Source organism: Micromonospora sp. WMMD961 (assembly GCF_029626145.1).
In the GTDB taxonomy this organism is placed as follows: Bacteria; Actinomycetota; Actinomycetes; order Mycobacteriales; family Micromonosporaceae; genus Micromonospora.
In genome coordinates, this window is record NZ_JARUBJ010000002.1 from 4,844,421 (window position 1) to 4,861,010 (window position 16,590).

The 16,590-nt window shown below is 73.1% G+C and carries 10 protein-coding genes; 7 read left to right on the top strand and 3 right to left on the bottom strand.

Annotated elements, in window-relative coordinates; all coding sequences use genetic code 11:
* Window positions 1-78 precede the first annotated feature (78 nt).
* Entirely contained in the window at window positions 79-1,728 is a 1,650-nt protein-coding gene (locus O7614_RS21890) for an AMP-binding protein (RefSeq protein WP_278140353.1), read from the top strand.
* Here O7614_RS21890 and solA read toward each other — a convergent pair.
* Entirely contained in the window at window positions 1,706-2,848 is a 1,143-nt protein-coding gene (solA, locus tag O7614_RS21895) for an N-methyl-L-tryptophan oxidase (RefSeq protein WP_278140354.1), read from the bottom strand. The two genes, O7614_RS21890 and solA, sit on opposite strands and share 23 nt — an antisense overlap.
* On the bottom strand, window positions 2,829-3,911 hold the full coding sequence (locus tag O7614_RS21900; protein ID WP_278140355.1) for an LLM class flavin-dependent oxidoreductase: 1,083 nt from the start codon (window positions 3,909-3,911) through the stop codon (window positions 2,829-2,831). Before O7614_RS21900 ends, solA begins: the two co-directional genes overlap by 20 nt.
* 211 nt (window positions 3,912-4,122) lie before the next feature.
* Between O7614_RS21900 and O7614_RS21905 the strand changes: the two genes are divergently transcribed.
* The 5 genes from O7614_RS21905 to O7614_RS21925 are packed head-to-tail and all read left to right on the top strand — an operon-like array spanning window position 4,123 to window position 15,553.
* The gene (locus O7614_RS21905; RefSeq protein ID WP_278140356.1) at window positions 4,123-5,340 is read left to right on the top strand and encodes a DegT/DnrJ/EryC1/StrS family aminotransferase; all 1,218 of its coding nucleotides are present in this window, start codon (window positions 4,123-4,125) and stop codon (window positions 5,338-5,340) included.
* Between the two features lie 10 nt (window positions 5,341-5,350).
* Complete coding sequence (locus O7614_RS21910; RefSeq protein ID WP_278140357.1) at window positions 5,351-5,602, top strand: 4-oxalocrotonate tautomerase family protein; 252 nt, start codon at window positions 5,351-5,353, stop codon at window positions 5,600-5,602.
* A complete protein-coding gene (locus O7614_RS21915) occupies window positions 5,599-12,105 on the top strand; it encodes a non-ribosomal peptide synthetase (RefSeq protein WP_278140358.1) in 6,507 nt (2,168 codons plus the stop codon). The genes O7614_RS21910 and O7614_RS21915 overlap by 4 nt, the downstream gene beginning before the upstream one ends.
* Window positions 12,102-13,829: an ABC transporter ATP-binding protein gene (locus tag O7614_RS21920; protein WP_278140359.1), complete on the top strand. Its 1,728-nt coding sequence runs from the start codon at window positions 12,102-12,104 to the stop codon at window positions 13,827-13,829. The genes O7614_RS21915 and O7614_RS21920 overlap by 4 nt, the downstream gene beginning before the upstream one ends.
* A complete protein-coding gene (locus O7614_RS21925) occupies window positions 13,826-15,553 on the top strand; it encodes an ABC transporter ATP-binding protein (RefSeq protein ID WP_278140360.1) in 1,728 nt (575 codons plus the stop codon). Before O7614_RS21920 ends, O7614_RS21925 begins: the two co-directional genes overlap by 4 nt.
* A gap of 34 nt (window positions 15,554-15,587) precedes the next feature.
* Here the strand turns inward: O7614_RS21925 and O7614_RS21930 are convergent, their stop codons facing one another.
* Window positions 15,588-15,791 carry a ferredoxin gene (locus O7614_RS21930; RefSeq protein WP_278140361.1) on the bottom strand — a complete coding sequence of 68 codons (204 nt, stop codon included), beginning with the start codon at window positions 15,789-15,791 and terminating at the stop codon, window positions 15,588-15,590.
* 68 nt (window positions 15,792-15,859) lie between these two features.
* Between O7614_RS21930 and O7614_RS21935 the strand changes: the two genes are divergently transcribed.
* A complete protein-coding gene (locus O7614_RS21935) occupies window positions 15,860-16,585 on the top strand; it encodes a class I SAM-dependent methyltransferase (protein ID WP_278140362.1) in 726 nt (241 codons plus the stop codon).
* Window positions 16,586-16,590 lie beyond the last annotated feature (5 nt).

Genomic DNA, 16,590 nt, shown 5'->3' on the forward strand with positions numbered 1-16,590 from the left:
ACGGTATTGAAAACGAATTTCATATGCGGTAAAGATAGCAAAGCACGTCGCCAGGGAACAGACCAGAAGGGATCACACATGACCCAGCTGCACCGTCCGGAGTGGACCGGATGGTCCGAGACCGACGCCGAGCGGTACCGATCGTCCGGGTACTGGGCCGGCGTCGCCTTCGGCGACCTGCTGCGCGAGTGGGCCACCAGGCACGCCGGGCGCACCGCACTTGTCGACGGCGAGCGGCGCTGGACCTACCGGCAGCTCGACGACGCCGTCGACCGGGCGTGCGCCGGGCTGCGGCGGCTCGGGCTGCGCCGCGGCGACCGGGTCGTCGTGCAGTTGCCCAACCGGGCCGAGTTCGTCGAGGTGTGGTTCGCCCTGCAGCGTCTGGGAGCGGTGCCGGTGCACGCCATGCCCGGCCACCGATACGCCGAGATCGCCCACCTCACGGCGCTGTCCGGGGCGGCCGGCTACGTGGTCGCCGACCGCCACCTCGGGTTCGACTACCGGGCTCTCGCCGCGCGGATCCGGGCCGAGCGGCGCGACCTCGACGAGCCACTCGAACACGTAATCGTGGTGGGGGACCCCGGAGACAGTGGCTTCACCGCCTATCAGGACCTGACGGAAACGGTGACCGCACCTGGCAGCGGCGATCGCCCGGCGGCTGGTGACCTCGCCCTGCTGCTGCTCTCCGGCGGAACCACCGGCCTGCCGAAACTGATCCCCCGCACGCACGACGACTACGCCTACAACGCCCGCGCCGGGGCGCAGGTGTGCGGGCTGACGCCGGAAGACGTCTATCTCGCGGTCCTGCCGATCGCCTTCAACTTCACGTTCGCCTGCCCGGGAGTGCTCGGCACGCTGATGTCGGGCGGGACCGTGGTGATCGCTCCGAATCCCAGCCCGGCCACCGCGTTCCGGCTCATCGCCCGTGAGCGGGTCACCTTCACCGCGATCAACCCACCGCTGGTGCCGCACTGGTTCGCCGAGCACGCCGACAGCCGACCCGACCTGTCCAGCCTGCGTTTCGTCCAGGTCGGCAGCGCCCGACTGGCCGACGACCTGGCCCGCCGGTTCACCCCCACCCTTCAGGTGGCGGTACAGCAGGTCTACGGCATGGCGGAGGGGCTGATCAACTACACCCGCCTCGACGACCCGGCCGACCTGATCTGCACCACCCAGGGTCGCCCGTGCTCGCCCGCGGACGAGGTGCGGGTGGTCGACCCGCTCGACGGCAGCGCGGTCGACGAGGGCGACGCCGGCGAGTTGCTCACCCGCGGGCCGTACACGCTGCGTGGCTACTACCGGGCCGACGCCGCCGCCGAGGCATCGTTCACCCCGGACGGCTTCTACCGCACCGGCGACCTGGTCCGCCGGCTGCCGTCCGGGCACCTCAACGTCGTGGGACGGGTCAAGGACCAGATCAACCGCGGTGGCGAGAAGATCGCCGCGACCGAGGTGGAGGGTCATCTGCTCGCTCATCCGCTGGTCCGGCAGGCGGCCCTGGTCGGCGTTCCCGACGCGCAGTGGGGCGAGGCGCCGGTCGCGGTGCTGGTCTGCCCGGACGACCGGCCGTCCCTGGCCGACCTCACCGGCTTCCTGCGGGGGCGCGGGCTCGCCGCGTACAAGCTTCCGGACCGGATCCGCTTCGAGACGGCGATGCCGCTCACCGCAGTCGGCAAGATCGACAAGAAGGTGCTCGCGACCCGGATCACCAGCGGTCCGGATGCATGAAGGCGACCGGTACCCGGGGCGCACGTCGCCTGACCAGGTCCGCGACCACCTCCCCGACGCCGGCCGCGTGCTTGAAGCCGTGGCCACTGTCCCCGCCCGCCACCACCAGCCGAGGGTCGCGGCCCGGCCGGCCCAGCAGGAACTGCCGGTCCGGGGTCAGCGGGTACATGCAGACCGCCGCCCGCGACGGCTCCGGTGCCAACCCCGGAAGCGCCACGGCGAGCCGGTCGGTTAGCTCCCGCCAGTCGGCCGGAGTCACCCGTCGGTCGTCACCGTCGGGATCCATCGTGCGCATCGCGGTTCCCACGTCCTCCAGACCGAGCTTCAGCTCGCCACCGGTGTGCGCGCCGTGTCCCCACAGACAGGCACCGTCGTCCAGCTCACGGATGAACACCGGCACAGCGGCCAGGTCGTACCCGGTCGCGCTCGGATCGGCGGGTCGAAACCAGGTGATCGGCACCCGCAGCACCCGTACCGCCAGCCCCGGCACCAGCCCGGGCAGCCAGGCTCCGGCCGCGACAACCACCTGGCGTACGGCGATCCGGTCCGTCGTGGTGTGCACGAACGCGCCGCCGTCGACCAGCTCGATCGTCAACACCCGCGTGCCGGTCCGTACCTGGGCGCCCAGTTCCGCGGCGACCCGGACGGCGGCCCGCACCGCCGCCTCCGGCGGGATCAGCCCGGCGGCCGGCTCCCACACCGCCACATGGTGCGCGGCCAGGCCGGCGTGCCGGGGCAGCCGGGCCCCGAGCGTGGCCGCGTCCCACACCTCGACCGCGAGGTCGTGCTGCCGGGCCGCGGCGAGCGTGCCCGCCACCACGTGCCCGTCCCGCGGGCCGATCAGCACCCCGCCGGTCGGGGCGAACAGCGTCTCACCGGCGCGCGCCGACAACTCCTGCCAGAGCTGCCCGGAGCGCCGCGCCAGCGGCACCAGGTCCGGGTGCTCGAGACAGGCCGTACGGAACATGCGGGTGCCGCCGTGCGAGGAGCCGTACCCGTGGCCCGGCTCGTACCGGTCGAGCCCGATCACGCTGACGCCCGCCTCCGCCAGTTGCCAGAGTGACGCCGCACCGAACGCGCCCAGCCCGACGACAGCGACCTCAGCGTCCGGTGAGCGCATCGGCAGGTCCCGTGACGACGTGCGGCGCGACCTCATCGGCGAACAGGCGCAGCGTGCGCTCCGCCTCCGCTTCCGTCGTACCCCCCGGATTGACCTGCAGGCACACGGTCACATCGCGGCCGAACCAGTCGGCGACGACGGCGAGCTGCTCGCGTACCTGCCCGGGGTTGCCGGCGAGGACCTTGTGCCCGGCCAGCGAGGCGTCGAAGTCGTACCGGCGCACCTTGTCGATCAGTTGCTCGTAGCCGGGGTAGTCAGCGCTGGTCGTGGTGGCCCAGGACGCGATCGCGCCGGTCATCTTCTCGATGTAGTTCTGTTCCCAGCGCCGCCCCGCCGCCAGCGCCTCGGCGGCATCCTCGGCCAGGTAGCAGGTGTACTTCAACTGGATGCGGCCCGGACCGTGACCGGCCGCGACGCGCTCGTGCCGATACGCGGCGAGCATCTCCTGAAGCCCTTCCCGCGAGGTCACCGTCGGCACCACCTGGAGGTGGTAGCCGGCGCGGCCCGCCGCCGCGCAGGACTCGGCGCTGGTCGTGGAGGCCACGAAGATCGGCGGGTGCGGACGCTGGTACGGCCGCGGCAGCATCGTCACCGGACCGAACTGCGCGAACGTCCCCGACCAGACGACCTCCTCCTCCGTCCACAGCCGCCGGGAGGCCTCGACGCCCTCGGCGAACCGCGCTCGGCTCTCGCTCATCGGCACCCCGAAGGCGGCGAACTCCTCGGGCAGGAAGGCGCGGCCAAACCCGACGTCGAGCCGGCCGTGCGACAGGTTGTCCAGCATCGCCAGCTTGCCCGCGAGCTGGACCGGGTGGGTGAAGGCCGGGACCACCGCCCCGGTCGTTACCCGGATCCGCCGCGTACGTGCCGCCACCGCGGTCAGGAAGGTCACCGGGTCGGGGCTGTAGCCGCCGTACGCGGTGAAGTAGTGCTCAACCACCTGGACGTGCTCGTAGCCCAACTCCTCCGCACGTACGGCCAGCCGAAGACTCTCGTCGTACCACTGGCTCGCGCCTTTCTCAGCCGGGTCCAGCACCGGGAAGAAGCCAACACCGAATTGCATGGGAATCCTCTCTCACAGACCTGACCAGTGAAATGCCATCCGTCCGACAAGTCAATGAGGAGGCCGCCGGAATATCGTTTACAACACACCCAAAGCGCATCTGACGATGCGCTTTTCAAGGCTGGAAATAAAACGCCCACTTGACTGTTATTCGCATTATCGAATACGCGGGCACTCCTGTATCTTCGCCGCTTGGAGGAGGCTGACATCCATGATGGAACGTGACTACCGGGTCCCATTCCCGGCGCGCGGCAGCGTCGTAGGCCCCGCCGAGCTGACCGCCGTCGCCGAGCTCGTCGACTCGGACGGCCCGCTGTCCGGCGGTCGGTGGCGCACCGGGTTCGAACAGCGGTTCGCCCGGCACGTCGGCTGCCGGCACGCCCTGTCGGTGACCAGCGGCACCGTGGCGCTCGAACTCGCCGTGCACCTGGCCGGGCTGCGACCCGGCGACGAAGTGGTCACCACCCCGCAGACGTTCGCCGCCACGGTGCAACCGCTGCTGGCCCGCGACGTACGGGTCCGGTTCTGCGATGTCGAACCGGACACGCTCAACATCGACCCGGCTGCGGTCGAGGCCGCCGTCACCGACCGCACCGCCGCGGTGATCGTGGTGCACTACGGCGGCCTGCCGGTCGCGATGGAACGCATTCTCGCAGCCGCGCACGCGCACGGCGCGATCGTGATCGAGGACTGCGCGCACGCGCTGGGGGCGGAATACCACGGCCGACGCCCCGGGGCACTCGCTGACATCGGCTGCTTCAGTTTCCACAGTTCCAAGAACCTCACCACGCTCGGCGAGGGAGGAATGCTGACGTTCGACCGCGACGAATGGTACGACAGATTGGACCGCATTCGCTCGAACAAGGCTGACGCCGTTGTCCGCCCGTTTGTCTCGCGGGTGCCGCCGACGCCACTGTTGCCGTGGATGCGCTACTCCGAGGAGATCTACGCGCACGAGTACGCTGACCTTCGGCACCCGGGAACGAACGCCACCATGTCCGAGGTCGCCGCCGCCGCCGGCACGGTACAACTGGCCCGCCTCCCGGAACTCTCGGCCCGCCGCCGGCACGTCGCGGCGCGCCTCGACGACTGCCTCGCCCGCCATGACGGGATCCGCCTGCACCGGCCTCCGGCCGGGGTGTCGCACGCCTACCACCTCTACACGATGTTCGTCGAAGCGGGCGCGGACGCCCGGGAACACCTGGTCAAGACGCTCGACCAGCGGGCGGTCGAGATCCAGCTGCGCTACTTCCCCCAACACCTGACGCCGGAGTGGCGTCAGCGCGGTCACCGGCCCGGCGAGTGCCCCCGCGCCGAACAGCTCTGGTTCGAGCAACAGGTCAACCTGCCGTGTCACCCCGGACTGACCGACGCCCAGGTCGACTACCTCACCGGCGCCCTCGACGAGGCGCTGTCCGATCTCTCCTGAATGGAGTGTCATGCCCTTTATCGACGTCCGCATCTTCGAGGAGCGGCTCACCCCGCCGGTGCAGGAGGCGCTCATCGCTCGGCTCACCGACGCCGTGAGCGAGGTGCTCGGCCCGGCGGTGCGCGACCAGACGTGGATCGTGCTGACCGGCGCTCCGGCGCAGCGCTGGGGCGTGGGTGGCGTCCGCGGGACCTCACCGGGCACCGTGGACGCCACCCCCGTCGCCCCCGTCGACTCCGACGCTCCGGGGTCGACGCGATGACGGTCGCTGCCGGTCCGGTCGACTCCGCCGCCATCCGCGCCGAACTCGCCGCCGCGCTCCGGGTCGACCCCGGCTCGCTGGCCGACGACACCGACCTGTTCGGCGCCGGTCTGGACTCGCTGACCCTGATCCGGCTGGTCGCGCAGCTACGGCGGGCGGGGCACGACGTCACCTTCGAGGACCTTGTCGCCGACCCGACCCTGGCCGGCTGGGACAGAGCGCTGTCCGGCCCGGCGGCTGTGGTGCCGCCGCCGTCCGCCGCGGTGGACCCGTCCGCGCCGTTCGATCTCGCGACCATGCAGTATGCCTACTGGATCGGCCGGCAGGACGAGCAACCGTTCGGGGACGTCGCCGCACACTTCTACGTCGAGTTCGACGGTCATGCCGTCGACCCCGACCGGCTGCGTGCCGCGCTCGCCGCGGTCACCGCCCGGCACGGCATGCTGCGGGCCCGTTTCGACGCGGAGGGCCGCCAGCGCATCGCCGCCGCCGCCCGTACCCCACTGGTCGTGCACGACCTGACCGGGGCGCACCAGGTCGACCGGGAGCTCGACCGCCTGCGCGCGCACTACACGCACCGGCGCATGGACGTCGAGAACGGCGAGGTGTTCACGGTCGCGCTGAGCCTGCTGCCCGGCGGCGCCACCCGGCTGCACGTCGATCTGGACATGCTCGTCGCCGACGCGCTGAGCATGCGGATCCTGCTCGGCGACCTGCACACGCTGTACCACGACCCGGACGCCGACCTGCCCACGATCACGGCGAGTTTCCCGGAGTACCTGGCGGCGCACCGGGATTCGGCGGAGGTGGCCCGGGAGCGGGCCCGCGCCTGGTGGACCCGGCGCCTCGACGAGCTTGCCGCCGGACCACAGCTGCCGATCCGACCCGACGCCGGCCGTCCCGGTGCGGTCGCCCGCAGCGTCCGGCTGCACCACTGGCTGGCTCCGGCGCGCCGGGAGCGGCTGCTGCGCCGGGCCGCCGCGCACGGCGTGACCGCCGCCGCGGCGCTGGCCACCGCGTTCGCGGAGGTGATCGGCGCGTTCAGCGACGACCGACGGTTCCTGCTCAACCTGCCGCTGTTCGCCCGCGAGCCGCTCGTCGACGGCGCCGATCTCCTGGTGGGTGACTTCTCCAGCTCGGTGCTGCTCGACGTGGACACCACCGGCCGGCCACCGTTCACCGAACGGGCCACCCGGGTGCAGGCCGACCTGCGGGCGGCCATCGGTCACGGCGCGTACGCCGGCGTGGAGGTGCTGCGTGACCTGTCCCGTCGGGCCGGGAGCCCGGTGCTGGCGCCGGTCGTCTACACCAGCGCGCTGGGTCTGGGCGAGATCTACGGCGAGTCGATGCAGCGGACCTTCGGCACTCCGTCGTGGATCATTTCGCAGGGCCCGCAGGTGTGGCTCGACGCGCAGGTGACCGAACTGGACGGCGGGCTGCTGCTCAACTGGGACGTGCGACTGGACGTGCTGGCCGACGGCGTCGCCGAGGCCGCGTTCTCCGTCTACCGCGGCCTGGTCGACGCGCTGACCGACGACGACGAGGCCTGGCGGCGGCCGGTCGGCGCGCTGGTGCCACCGGGACAGCTCGCCGTCCGGGAACGGGTCAACGCCACCGCCGCCTCGGGGCCTGCGGCCTGCCTGCACGACGGGTTCTTCGCCCACGCGCGGGCCACGCCCGAGCGGACCGCGCTGATCGACGCCGGACGGGAGGTCAGCTACGGCGATCTCGCCGATCGGGCGCTGCGCCTGCGCGCGCTGCTGGACGCCGAAGGGGTACGCCCGGGCGACACGGTCGTGATCACCCTGCCGAAGGGGGCCGCCCAGGTGGCCGCCGCGCTGGCCGTACTCGCCTGTGGCGCGGCGTACCTGCCGGTGAGCATCGACCAGCCGCCGCACCGACGCCGGCTGATCCACGCGGCCGCCGGAGCCAGGGTCGCGCTGACCGACCCGGCACACCAGGAGGCGGTCACCGACGCGGGAGGCGTCACGCCGTTGCTGCTGAGCGCCGCCGACGGCTACGCGCCGCTCGCACCCGCACCGGTCGACAGGCGTGCGGTCGCGTACGTCCTGTTCACGTCGGGCTCGACCGGCGAGCCGAAGGGCGTGGAGGTGAGTCACGCCGCCGCCATGAACACGGTGCTCGCCCTGAACCGGCGCTTCGGCGTGGGCCCGGCCGACCGGGTGCTGACGCTGTCGGCGCTGGAGTTCGACCTGTCCGTCTACGACACGTTCGGGATGCTCACCGCCGGTGGTGCCCTGGTGCTGGTCGCCGAGGACCAGCGGCGGGACGCGGCCGCGTGGTGGCACCTGGTCACCACGTACGGCGTCACCGTGTGGAACACCGTGCCGGCGCTGCTGGACATGCTCCTCGTTGCCGGCGCCGGACGACCGGCGCCCACGCTGCGCGCCGTGCTGCTCGGCGGCGACGTGGTCGGCCTCGACCTGCCGGCCCGGCTGCGTCGGTCGGCGCCGGACTGTCGCTTCGCGGCGCTCGGCGGGATGACCGAGGCCGCCATCCACTCCACCGTGTTCGAGGTGGACCAGGTGGATCCCGCGTGGCCGTCGATGCCGTGGGGCGCCCCGCTGGACAACGTCCTGTGCCGGGTAACCGACGCCGACGGCCGCGACCGACCGGACCTGGTCACCGGCGAACTGTGGGTGGGTGGCGCCGGCGTGGCCGAGGGTTACCGGGGTGATCCGGAGCGCACCGCGGGACGGTTCGTCACGCACGCCAGCACCCGCTGGTACCGCAGCGGCGACCTGGCCCGCTACCGACCCGACGGCCTGCTGGAGTTCCTCGGGCGAGCCGACCACCAGGTCAAGGTGCGCGGTCACCGGATCGAACTCGGCGAGATCGAGGCCGCGCTGGCGGCGCACCCGGAGGTGGAGCACGCGGTCGCGGTGGTGACCGCCACCGGGCTGGCCGCCGCCGTCGTCACCGCCGCGCCGCTGCCGGCGGACCTCGACGCCTGGCTCGCGGAGCGGCTGCCCGAGCACATGCGCTGCGACACGGTCACGGCGCTGCCCGCACTGCCGCTCACCGCCAACGGCAAGGTCGACCGGGCGCGGCTGCGCCTCCTGCTCGACGCGGTGGCCGGCGACCGGCGGGCGACCCGCACCGGCGGGCCGCCCCGCGGCGAGATCGAGGCGCTCGTGGCCGCCGCCTGGTCCGACCTGCTGGGAGTTCCCGAGGTGGGCCGCGGCGACTCGTTCTTCGCCCTCGGCGGGGACTCGCTGCTCGCCACCCGCCTGCTGGTGCGGCTGCGGACCGCGGGCCTGTCCGGTGCCCGGCTCGCCGCGCTGTTCACCCGGCCGACTCTCGCCGACTTCGCCGCCGACCTGCGGCGCGGCACCGACACCCCGGCGACGGTGGTGACCGGTGACCTGGCGCGCCGGCATGAGCCGTTCCCGCCGACAGACGTGCAGCGGGCCTACTTCGTCGGCCGCGACGAGCGGCTGCCACTGGGCGGGGTGGGCACCTGGCAGTACACCGAGTTCGACGGCGCGGACCTGGACCTCGATCGGCTCCGCGCGGCCTGGCAGCGATTGGTCGAGCGGCACGAGATGCTGCGCGCGGTCTTCGACGGCGCGGATGCCCAACGCATTCTCGCCACGGCGCCGCCGGTCGAGATCGCGGTGGCCGATGTCGGCGACGACGACCCGACCGCGGCACTGGAGAGCATGCGGGCCGCCCGCTCGCACCAGCTCACCGACCTCAGCCGGTGGCCGCTGTTCGACCTCGCCGCGGTGCGCTACCGGCAGGACGGCCGGCAACGTACCAGGCTCGCGGTCGGACTCGACTACATCGTCTTCGACGCACTGTCGATCATGACTCTCTACACGGAACTCGACAGGCTCTACCGTGATCCCGACACCGAACTGCCGGCGATCGACGTGTCGTTCCGCGACTATCTCCGCCAGGTCCGCCCCGACCCGGAGACCGAGCTCCGCGACCAGCGCTACTGGGAAGCCCGACTGGTCGACCTGCCGCCGGCGCCGCAGTTGCCCACCGTGCGCCACCCGTCCGAGGTGTCCCGGCCCCGGTTCACCCGCCGCCGCCACCAACTGCCGGCACACCGGTGGTCGGCGCTGCGTGCGCGGGCCCGCCAGCACGGGGTCACCCCGTCCACGGTGCTGCTGGCGGCGTACGCGGAGGTGCTCGGCGCCTGGAGCGCCCGCCGCGACCTGACCGTCACGCTCACCCTGTTCAACCGGCGTGACGTGCACCCGCACATCTACCGGGTGCTGGGCGACTTCACCACCCTGTCGTTGGCCGACTACCGCCCGGCCGGCGGCGGTTTCCTCGCCGACGTCACCGCCCTGCACGCCCGGATGGGCGCCGACCTCGACCACCGCGAGATCAGTCCGGCCTGGCTCCTGCGCCGGCTGGCCCGGAGCACCGGCAGCATGGAGGCCATGCCGGTGGTGTTCACCAGTGCCATCGGGGTCGGGGACGGGGTGTCGATGGACCGCTCCGACGGCTTCCCACCGGAGGTGTGGGGTGTCTCGCAGTCGCCGCAGGTGAGTCTCGACAACCAGGTCCTGGAGTCCCGCGGCGGCCTGCAGGTCACCTGGGACGCGGTCGACGACCTGTTCGTCCCCGGGGTGCTCGACGACATGTTCGGGGCGTACACGGCGTTGCTGGATCGGCTCGCCGACGCCGACTGGGAGGCTCCGCTGCCCGACCTGCTGCCGGCGGCGCAGCGGGCGACCCGGCTGCGGGTCAACGACACCGCGGTGCCGGTCCCGCGTCGCCGCCTGCACGATGCCTTCTTCGACGCGGCCCGGGACCATCCGCACCGCGTCGCGTTGATCTGGCACGGCCCGGACGGCGTCGGCGAGCTGACCCACGGCGCGCTGGCCGAGAAGGCCCTGCGGGTGGCCTCCGGTCTGCGGGAACGCGGCGTGCGGCCGGGCGACGCGGTCGCGGTGACCCTGCCGAAGGGGCCAGATCAGGTCGTCGCCGTGCTCGGGGTGCTCGCCGCCGGAGCGGTCTACGTCCCGGTGGGCGTGGAACAGCCGGCCCTGCGCCGGGACCGGTGCTACCGGGACAGCGGGGCCGTGCTCGTGCTCGACGCACCCGTGCTGGCGCAGGTGGCTGACGCCGAGCCATTGCCCGCACCGGTGGAGCGGGGGCCGGACGAGCCGGCGTACGTCATCTTCACCTCCGGATCGACCGGCGCCCCGAAGGGGGTCGAGGTCGCCCACGACGCCGCGGCCAACACCTGCGCCGACATCAACGCGCGCTTCGGCGTAGGGGCGCACGACCGTGTGCTGGCCCTGTCCGCCCTGGACTTCGACCTGTCGGTGTACGACATCTTCGGCGTGCTCGGTGCCGGCGGGGCGCTGGTGTTGCCGGCGGAGGATGAGCGTCGCGACGCGGCACGCTGGCTGCGACTCGTCCGCGAGCACAGGGTCACCCTCTGGAACACCGTGCCGACCCTGCTGGACATGCTGCTGGTGGCGGCCGAGCCGGAGCCGCTGCCACCGGGCCTGCGCCTGGCGCTGGTCTCCGGGGACTGGGTCGGCCTCGACCTGCCGGGGCGGTTCAGCCGGGCCACGGCGCACCGCCCGGACGGCCCGGCCGCTCTGGTCGCGCTCGGCGGGGCCACCGAGGCGTCGATCTGGTCGAACGCCATCGAGGTGGCCGCGGTGCCGACGCACTGGCGTTCGGTGCCCTACGGCTTCCCCCTGGCCAACCAGACCTACCGGGTGGTGGACGACGCAGGCCGGGACCGACCGGACTGGGTGCCGGGCGAGTTGTGGATCGGCGGTCGTGGCGTGGCGCTCGGCTACCGCGGTGACCCGGCGCGGACCGCGGAGAAGTTCGTCGAGGACGCCGCCGGCCGTTGGTACCGGACCGGGGATCTCGGGCGCTACTGGCCGGACGGGACGCTGGAGTTCCTGGGCCGGGCCGATCACCAGGTCAAGGTCGGTGGGCACCGGATCGAGCTGGGCGAGATCGAGGCCGCCTGTGAGGCGTACCCGGGATCGGGTCGGGCCGCCGTGGTGGCCGTCGGCGAGCGCACCCGGCGCCGCCTGCACGCCTTCGTCGAGGCCGGCGACGCCGATCCGACGACGGTCGCCGACGGGCTGCGGGCGTTCCTGGCCGAGCGGCTGCCGGCGTATGCCGTGCCGGCCGCCGTCGCGGTGCTGCCGTCGTTGCCGTTGACCGCCAACGGCAAGGTCGACCGGGCCGCGTTGCAACATGACGCGGCGCACGGGGTGGCGGCGTCCGCCGCGCCGCCTACCGGTCCGATCGAGACCGCGCTGGCCGGCATCTGGGCCGACCTGCTCGGTGACCGGGTGGACGACCGGGCGGCGAACTTCTTCGCGCTGGGCGGGGACAGCGTTGCCGCACTGCGCCTCGTCGCCGCGATCCGCCAGCGCTGGGGAGTGGACGTGCCGATCGCGCGGTTCCTGGCCGCGCCGACGTTGACGGATCTGGCGATCGAACTGTCTGCCCTGATTGAAAACGACTACGATTTCGGATCACTATGACGATCCTGCGCCCCGTCCGCGGCCGGTTGGTCCTCGCCGTACTCCTCCAGGCACTGTCCAGCGCGGCCGGCACCGGCGTGCTCATCGCCATGGCGGTGATCGGCGACCGGCTCCTGCGGCCGGCACCGGACCCGGCCGGCATCCGGAACCTGGCTGTGCTCGCCGTGGTCGCGGCGCTGCTCAGCGTCCTGCTCGCCGCCGCGGCCACGGTGCTGACCCACCTCGCCGACAACGCCTTGCAACTACGGCTGCGCCGCGTCCTGGCCGACCGGCTCGGCCGGGTGCCGCTGTCCTGGTACTCCGGTCGGGGCTCCGGTCAGGTGAAGAAGGCGGTGCACGACGACGTGCAGGCCATGCACTACCTGGTGGCGCACACCGCCCTCGACGTCACGGCGGCGGCGGTGACGCCACTGGTGGCAATGGTCTTCCTGCTGACGGTGAGCCCGTGGCTCGCCCTGTTGGCGCTGGTGCCGACGATCACCGGTGCCTGGCTGTTCCGGCGGGCGATGGCCGGCGCCGGACCGAAGATGGCCGCCTACGGACGCGCCGCAGCGGAGATCAACAACGCGGCGGTGGAGTTCGTCGACGGCATCGCGGTGTTGAAGACCTTCGGGCGCGCCGGCGTGGCGCACCGTCGGTTCCGCACCGCCTCGGACGCGTTCAGCGACTTCTTCACCGCGTGGGCGGCCGGCACCACCGGGATCACCACCGCGTCGCAACTGGTGGTGACCGCCCCGGTCGTGCTGGTGGTGGTCCTCGCCGCCGGGGTGCCCGCCGCGGCGGCCGGCCTCCTGGCACCGGCGGCGCTGGTGGCCTTCGTGCTGCTCGCACCCGCGCTGGCGGGCCCCGTCGCCACCATCGGCCGGCACCTGCAGGCGTTGCGTACCGGGCTGAGCGCCGCGGCCGACGTCTCCGCGCTGCTGGACACGCCGGTGGTGGAGAACGGGGCCGCGGCGGTCGACCCGCAGGACACCACCGTGCGGCTGCACGCCGTCGACTTCAGTTACGACGGCACGACCACCGTGTTGTCCGGCGTCGACCTCGAACTGCGTCCGGGCACCGTCACCGCGCTCGTCGGGCCGTCCGGGGCAGGCAAGTCCACCGTCGCCCGGCTGATCGGCCGCTTCCACGACGCCACCGCCGGCCGGATCACCCTGGGCGGCGTCGACCTGCGCGAACTCGATCCGGCGACGCTGCACCGCACCGTCGGCTTCGTCCTACAGGAGGTGACCCTGCTGCGCACGACGGTGGCGGCGAACATCGCCCTGGGGCGACCGCAGGCCACCCGGGCCGAGATCGAGGCGGCGGCCACGGCGGCGCAGATCCACGACCGGATCGTCGCCGACCCGCGCGGGTACGACGCGGTGGTCGGCACGGACGTCGCCTTCTCCGGCGGTGAGGCGCAGCGCCTGTCGATCGCCCGGCTGCTGCTGGCCGACCCGCCCGTGTTGGTCCTGGACGAGGCCACCGCGTACGCCGACCCGCACGCCGAGGCGCAGATCCAACGGGCCCTGTCCGCCCTCGCCGACGGCCGGACGATGCTGGTCATCGCGCACCGCCTCGCCGGCGTCCGCGGCGCCGACCAGATCGTCGTCCTCGACGGCGGGCAGGTCGTCGAACGCGGCCGGCACGAGGACCTGCTCGCCGCCGGCGGCCGCTACTCCCGCATGTGGCGCGCCCAGGAGTCCACCGCCGTCCCCGCCCTCGCCGAGGAGACTCGATGATCCGCGCCATGGCAGCCGCACTCGGCCCCGCCCACGCCGGCCCTCTGCGCCGGCTCGTCGTCCTGGCCGTGGCCGCCGCCACCGCGCAGGGCATCGCGTACGCCCTGCTCGTCCCGCTGCTGCGCGCCACGCTCGGTGACCGCCCCGCGGCGGCCCTGCCGTGGCTGGCCGGATTCGCCGCCGCCGTGGCGGTCTTCGCGGCGCTGGCCTGGACGGCCCAGAACCGGGCGTTCGGGCTGGGCCGCGACGTCGCCCGGGCGCTGCACGAGCGCCTCGGCGAGAAGATCATCCAATTGCCGCTGGGCTGGTTCACCCCGGAGCGCACCGGCGAGCTCAGCCGGCTCGCCAGCCAGAGCGTGCTGCAACTGATGAGCGTGCCGGCCCACCTGCTGCGTCCGGTCGTGACCGCCGTGGTCACCCCGACCGTGGTGGGGGTGACGCTGCTGGTCGTCGAACCACGGCTGGGCCTGGCCGTGGTGCTCGCCCTGCCGCTGCTCGTCCTGGTGCTGCGGGCGAGCAACCGCGCGGTGGCGGGTGCCGACGCCGACCGACACCGGACCATGGACGACGCCGCCGCCCGGCTCGTCGAGTACGCACAGGCACAGCCGCTCCTGCGGGCCTTCGGCCGGACCGCAGGTGAGCACCGCCTGCTCGACGACGCCCTGGTGGCGCAGAGCCGGACCGATCACGCCCTGCTGCGCCGGGCGGTGCCGGGGATCGTGGCCTTCGCCTTCTCGGTCCGGGCGCTGCTCGGCGTCGTCCTGCTCGCTGGCGTACACCTCGCGCTCGGCGGCCGGCTCGACGCCGCCACCCTGGTCGCGGTACTCGTGCTGGCCGTCCGATTGAGCGAGCCGCTGGGCACCGCCGCCGAATCAGGTGCCTCGCTCCGCCTCGCGGCCAACCAGCTCGCCGCGGTGAACCGGGTGCTGGGCGCCGCGACCCTGCCCGAACCCGTCCAGCCTCGGCAGCCCGGGTCCGCCGAGGTGGTCTTCGACAACGTCCACTTCGCGTACGACGACCGACCGGTGCTGCGCGGCGTCAGTTTCCGCCTGCCCGAGCGAAGCATGACGGCCCTGGTCGGACCCTCCGGTGGGGGCAAGACCACGGTCGCCCGCCTGCTCGCCCGTTTCTGGGACACCGACGCCGGCACCGTGCTCATCGGCGGCGTCGACGTACGCGACATCGCTCCCGCCGACCTCATGGCCCGCGTCGCGTTCGTGTTCCAGGACGTGTACCTCTTCGACGGCACTCTCGCCGACAACATCCGCCTCGGCCGTGCGGACGCGACGGACGACGAGGTCCGTGACGCCGCCACGACCGCCGGCCTCGACGACGTGCTGGCCGACCTACCGTCCGGGCTGGACACCCCGGTGGGCGAGGGCGGCACGGCCCTGTCGGGTGGCCAGCGCCAACGCGTCTCCATCGCCCGCGCCCTGCTCAAGCGCGCGCCGATCGTGGTGCTCGACGAGGCGACGGCAGCCCTGGACCCGGAGGCCGACGCGGCGGTGCGTACCGCCGTCGCGACCCTGTCCCGACAGGCCACCCTGCTGGTGATCGCCCACCGGTTGCACACCGTCCGGGCCGCCGATCAGATCCTGGTGCTACGCGACGGCGTGATCGCCGAGCGCGGGAACCACGACGACTTGGTCGACGCCGGCGGCACGTACGCGTCGTTCTGGCGCGACCGGACGGAGGCCGAAGGGTGGCGCCTCGTCGGCCGGTGAGCGCGAGGAGCGCGCCGGGGACGACGCCACCGTGTCAGGTCACGTCGTCCGCCCACCGGATCGCGCCCGAAGGGCAGAGCGCTACAGCGTCGGCGACGCCGGTGTCCATTTCGGTGGTGGCGCTGACCAGCAGGACGGTGCCGGTCTCCTGATCCTGATCGAAGGCGTGCGGCGCGAATCGGACGCACTGCCCCGCACCGATGCATCGGGTGTCGTCGACGACGAGCTGCCGGGTCATGCTGGCACTCTATCGACAACGACTTTCACTATCCAGTTGCTCGACAGCGACCCAACGGAAGGACCCGGATGAACGGCGACGAGTATCACGAGTCGGGCGAGTTCCTCGACCTGTTCAGTCTCGACGCGTGGCGGGCGCTGCGCGAGCCCGTGCTGGCCGCACTGGCCGGCGCGGCGCCGCACGCCGGCCCTCTCGTCGACCTGGGGGCGGGCAGCGGGCTCGGCACCCTGCTCATCGCCGAGGTGCTGCCGGCCGCACGCATCCTGGCGATCGAGCCGTCGGCAGCCCAACGCGCGGCCCTGTTCGGCCGGCTCGGTCCCGTCCCGGACCTACGGAAGCGGGTCAGCGTGGTGGCCGCCGGAGCGCAGGACGCCCCGCTCCCGGAGCGGATCGGCGGCGCGATCGCGATGAACATGATCGGGCACCTGGACCCCGACGCCCGTCGCCGGTTGTGGGGGCGGTTGCGCGACCGGCTCGCGGACGGCGCGCCGCTGGTGGTCAACGCGCAGCCGCCGGCGGAGCCGGTGGAGATCGCGGAGGCGGAGTTCGTGACGGTGCGGGTGGGTGCCCACACCTATGTGGGCAGCGGCGCGGCACAACCGGACGGTCCGGGCACCATCAGGTGGCGGATGCGCTACCGGGTGCTCGACGAGGGCGGCCGACTCGTACGTGAGGTCACCGCCGCCTACCGGTGGTACGTCGTGTCGCCGGCGGCACTGGTCGTCGAACTGTCCGCCGCCGGCTTCGACGCGGCCCCCGGCCCGATGGACGTGGTGCGCGCGACGGTCCGCTGACAGCG

Bases quoted from the DNA above. Each gene is read 5' to 3' on its own strand.
- O7614_RS21890 (WP_278140353.1), top strand. From the start codon at position 79: ATGACCCAGCTGCACCGTCCGGAGTGGACCGGATGGTCCGAGACCGAC.
- solA (WP_278140354.1), bottom strand. From the start codon at position 2,848: ATGCGCTCACCGGACGCTGAGGTCGCTGTCGTCGGGCTGGGCGCGTTC.
- O7614_RS21900 (WP_278140355.1), bottom strand. From the start codon at position 3,911: ATGCAATTCGGTGTTGGCTTCTTCCCGGTGCTGGACCCGGCTGAGAAA.
- O7614_RS21905 (WP_278140356.1), top strand. From the start codon at position 4,123: ATGATGGAACGTGACTACCGGGTCCCATTCCCGGCGCGCGGCAGCGTC.
- O7614_RS21910 (WP_278140357.1), top strand. From the start codon at position 5,351: ATGCCCTTTATCGACGTCCGCATCTTCGAGGAGCGGCTCACCCCGCCG.
- O7614_RS21915 (WP_278140358.1), top strand. From the start codon at position 5,599: ATGACGGTCGCTGCCGGTCCGGTCGACTCCGCCGCCATCCGCGCCGAA.
- O7614_RS21920 (WP_278140359.1), top strand. From the start codon at position 12,102: ATGACGATCCTGCGCCCCGTCCGCGGCCGGTTGGTCCTCGCCGTACTC.
- O7614_RS21925 (WP_278140360.1), top strand. From the start codon at position 13,826: ATGATCCGCGCCATGGCAGCCGCACTCGGCCCCGCCCACGCCGGCCCT.
- O7614_RS21930 (WP_278140361.1), bottom strand. From the start codon at position 15,791: ATGACCCGGCAGCTCGTCGTCGACGACACCCGATGCATCGGTGCGGGG.
- O7614_RS21935 (WP_278140362.1), top strand. From the start codon at position 15,860: ATGAACGGCGACGAGTATCACGAGTCGGGCGAGTTCCTCGACCTGTTC.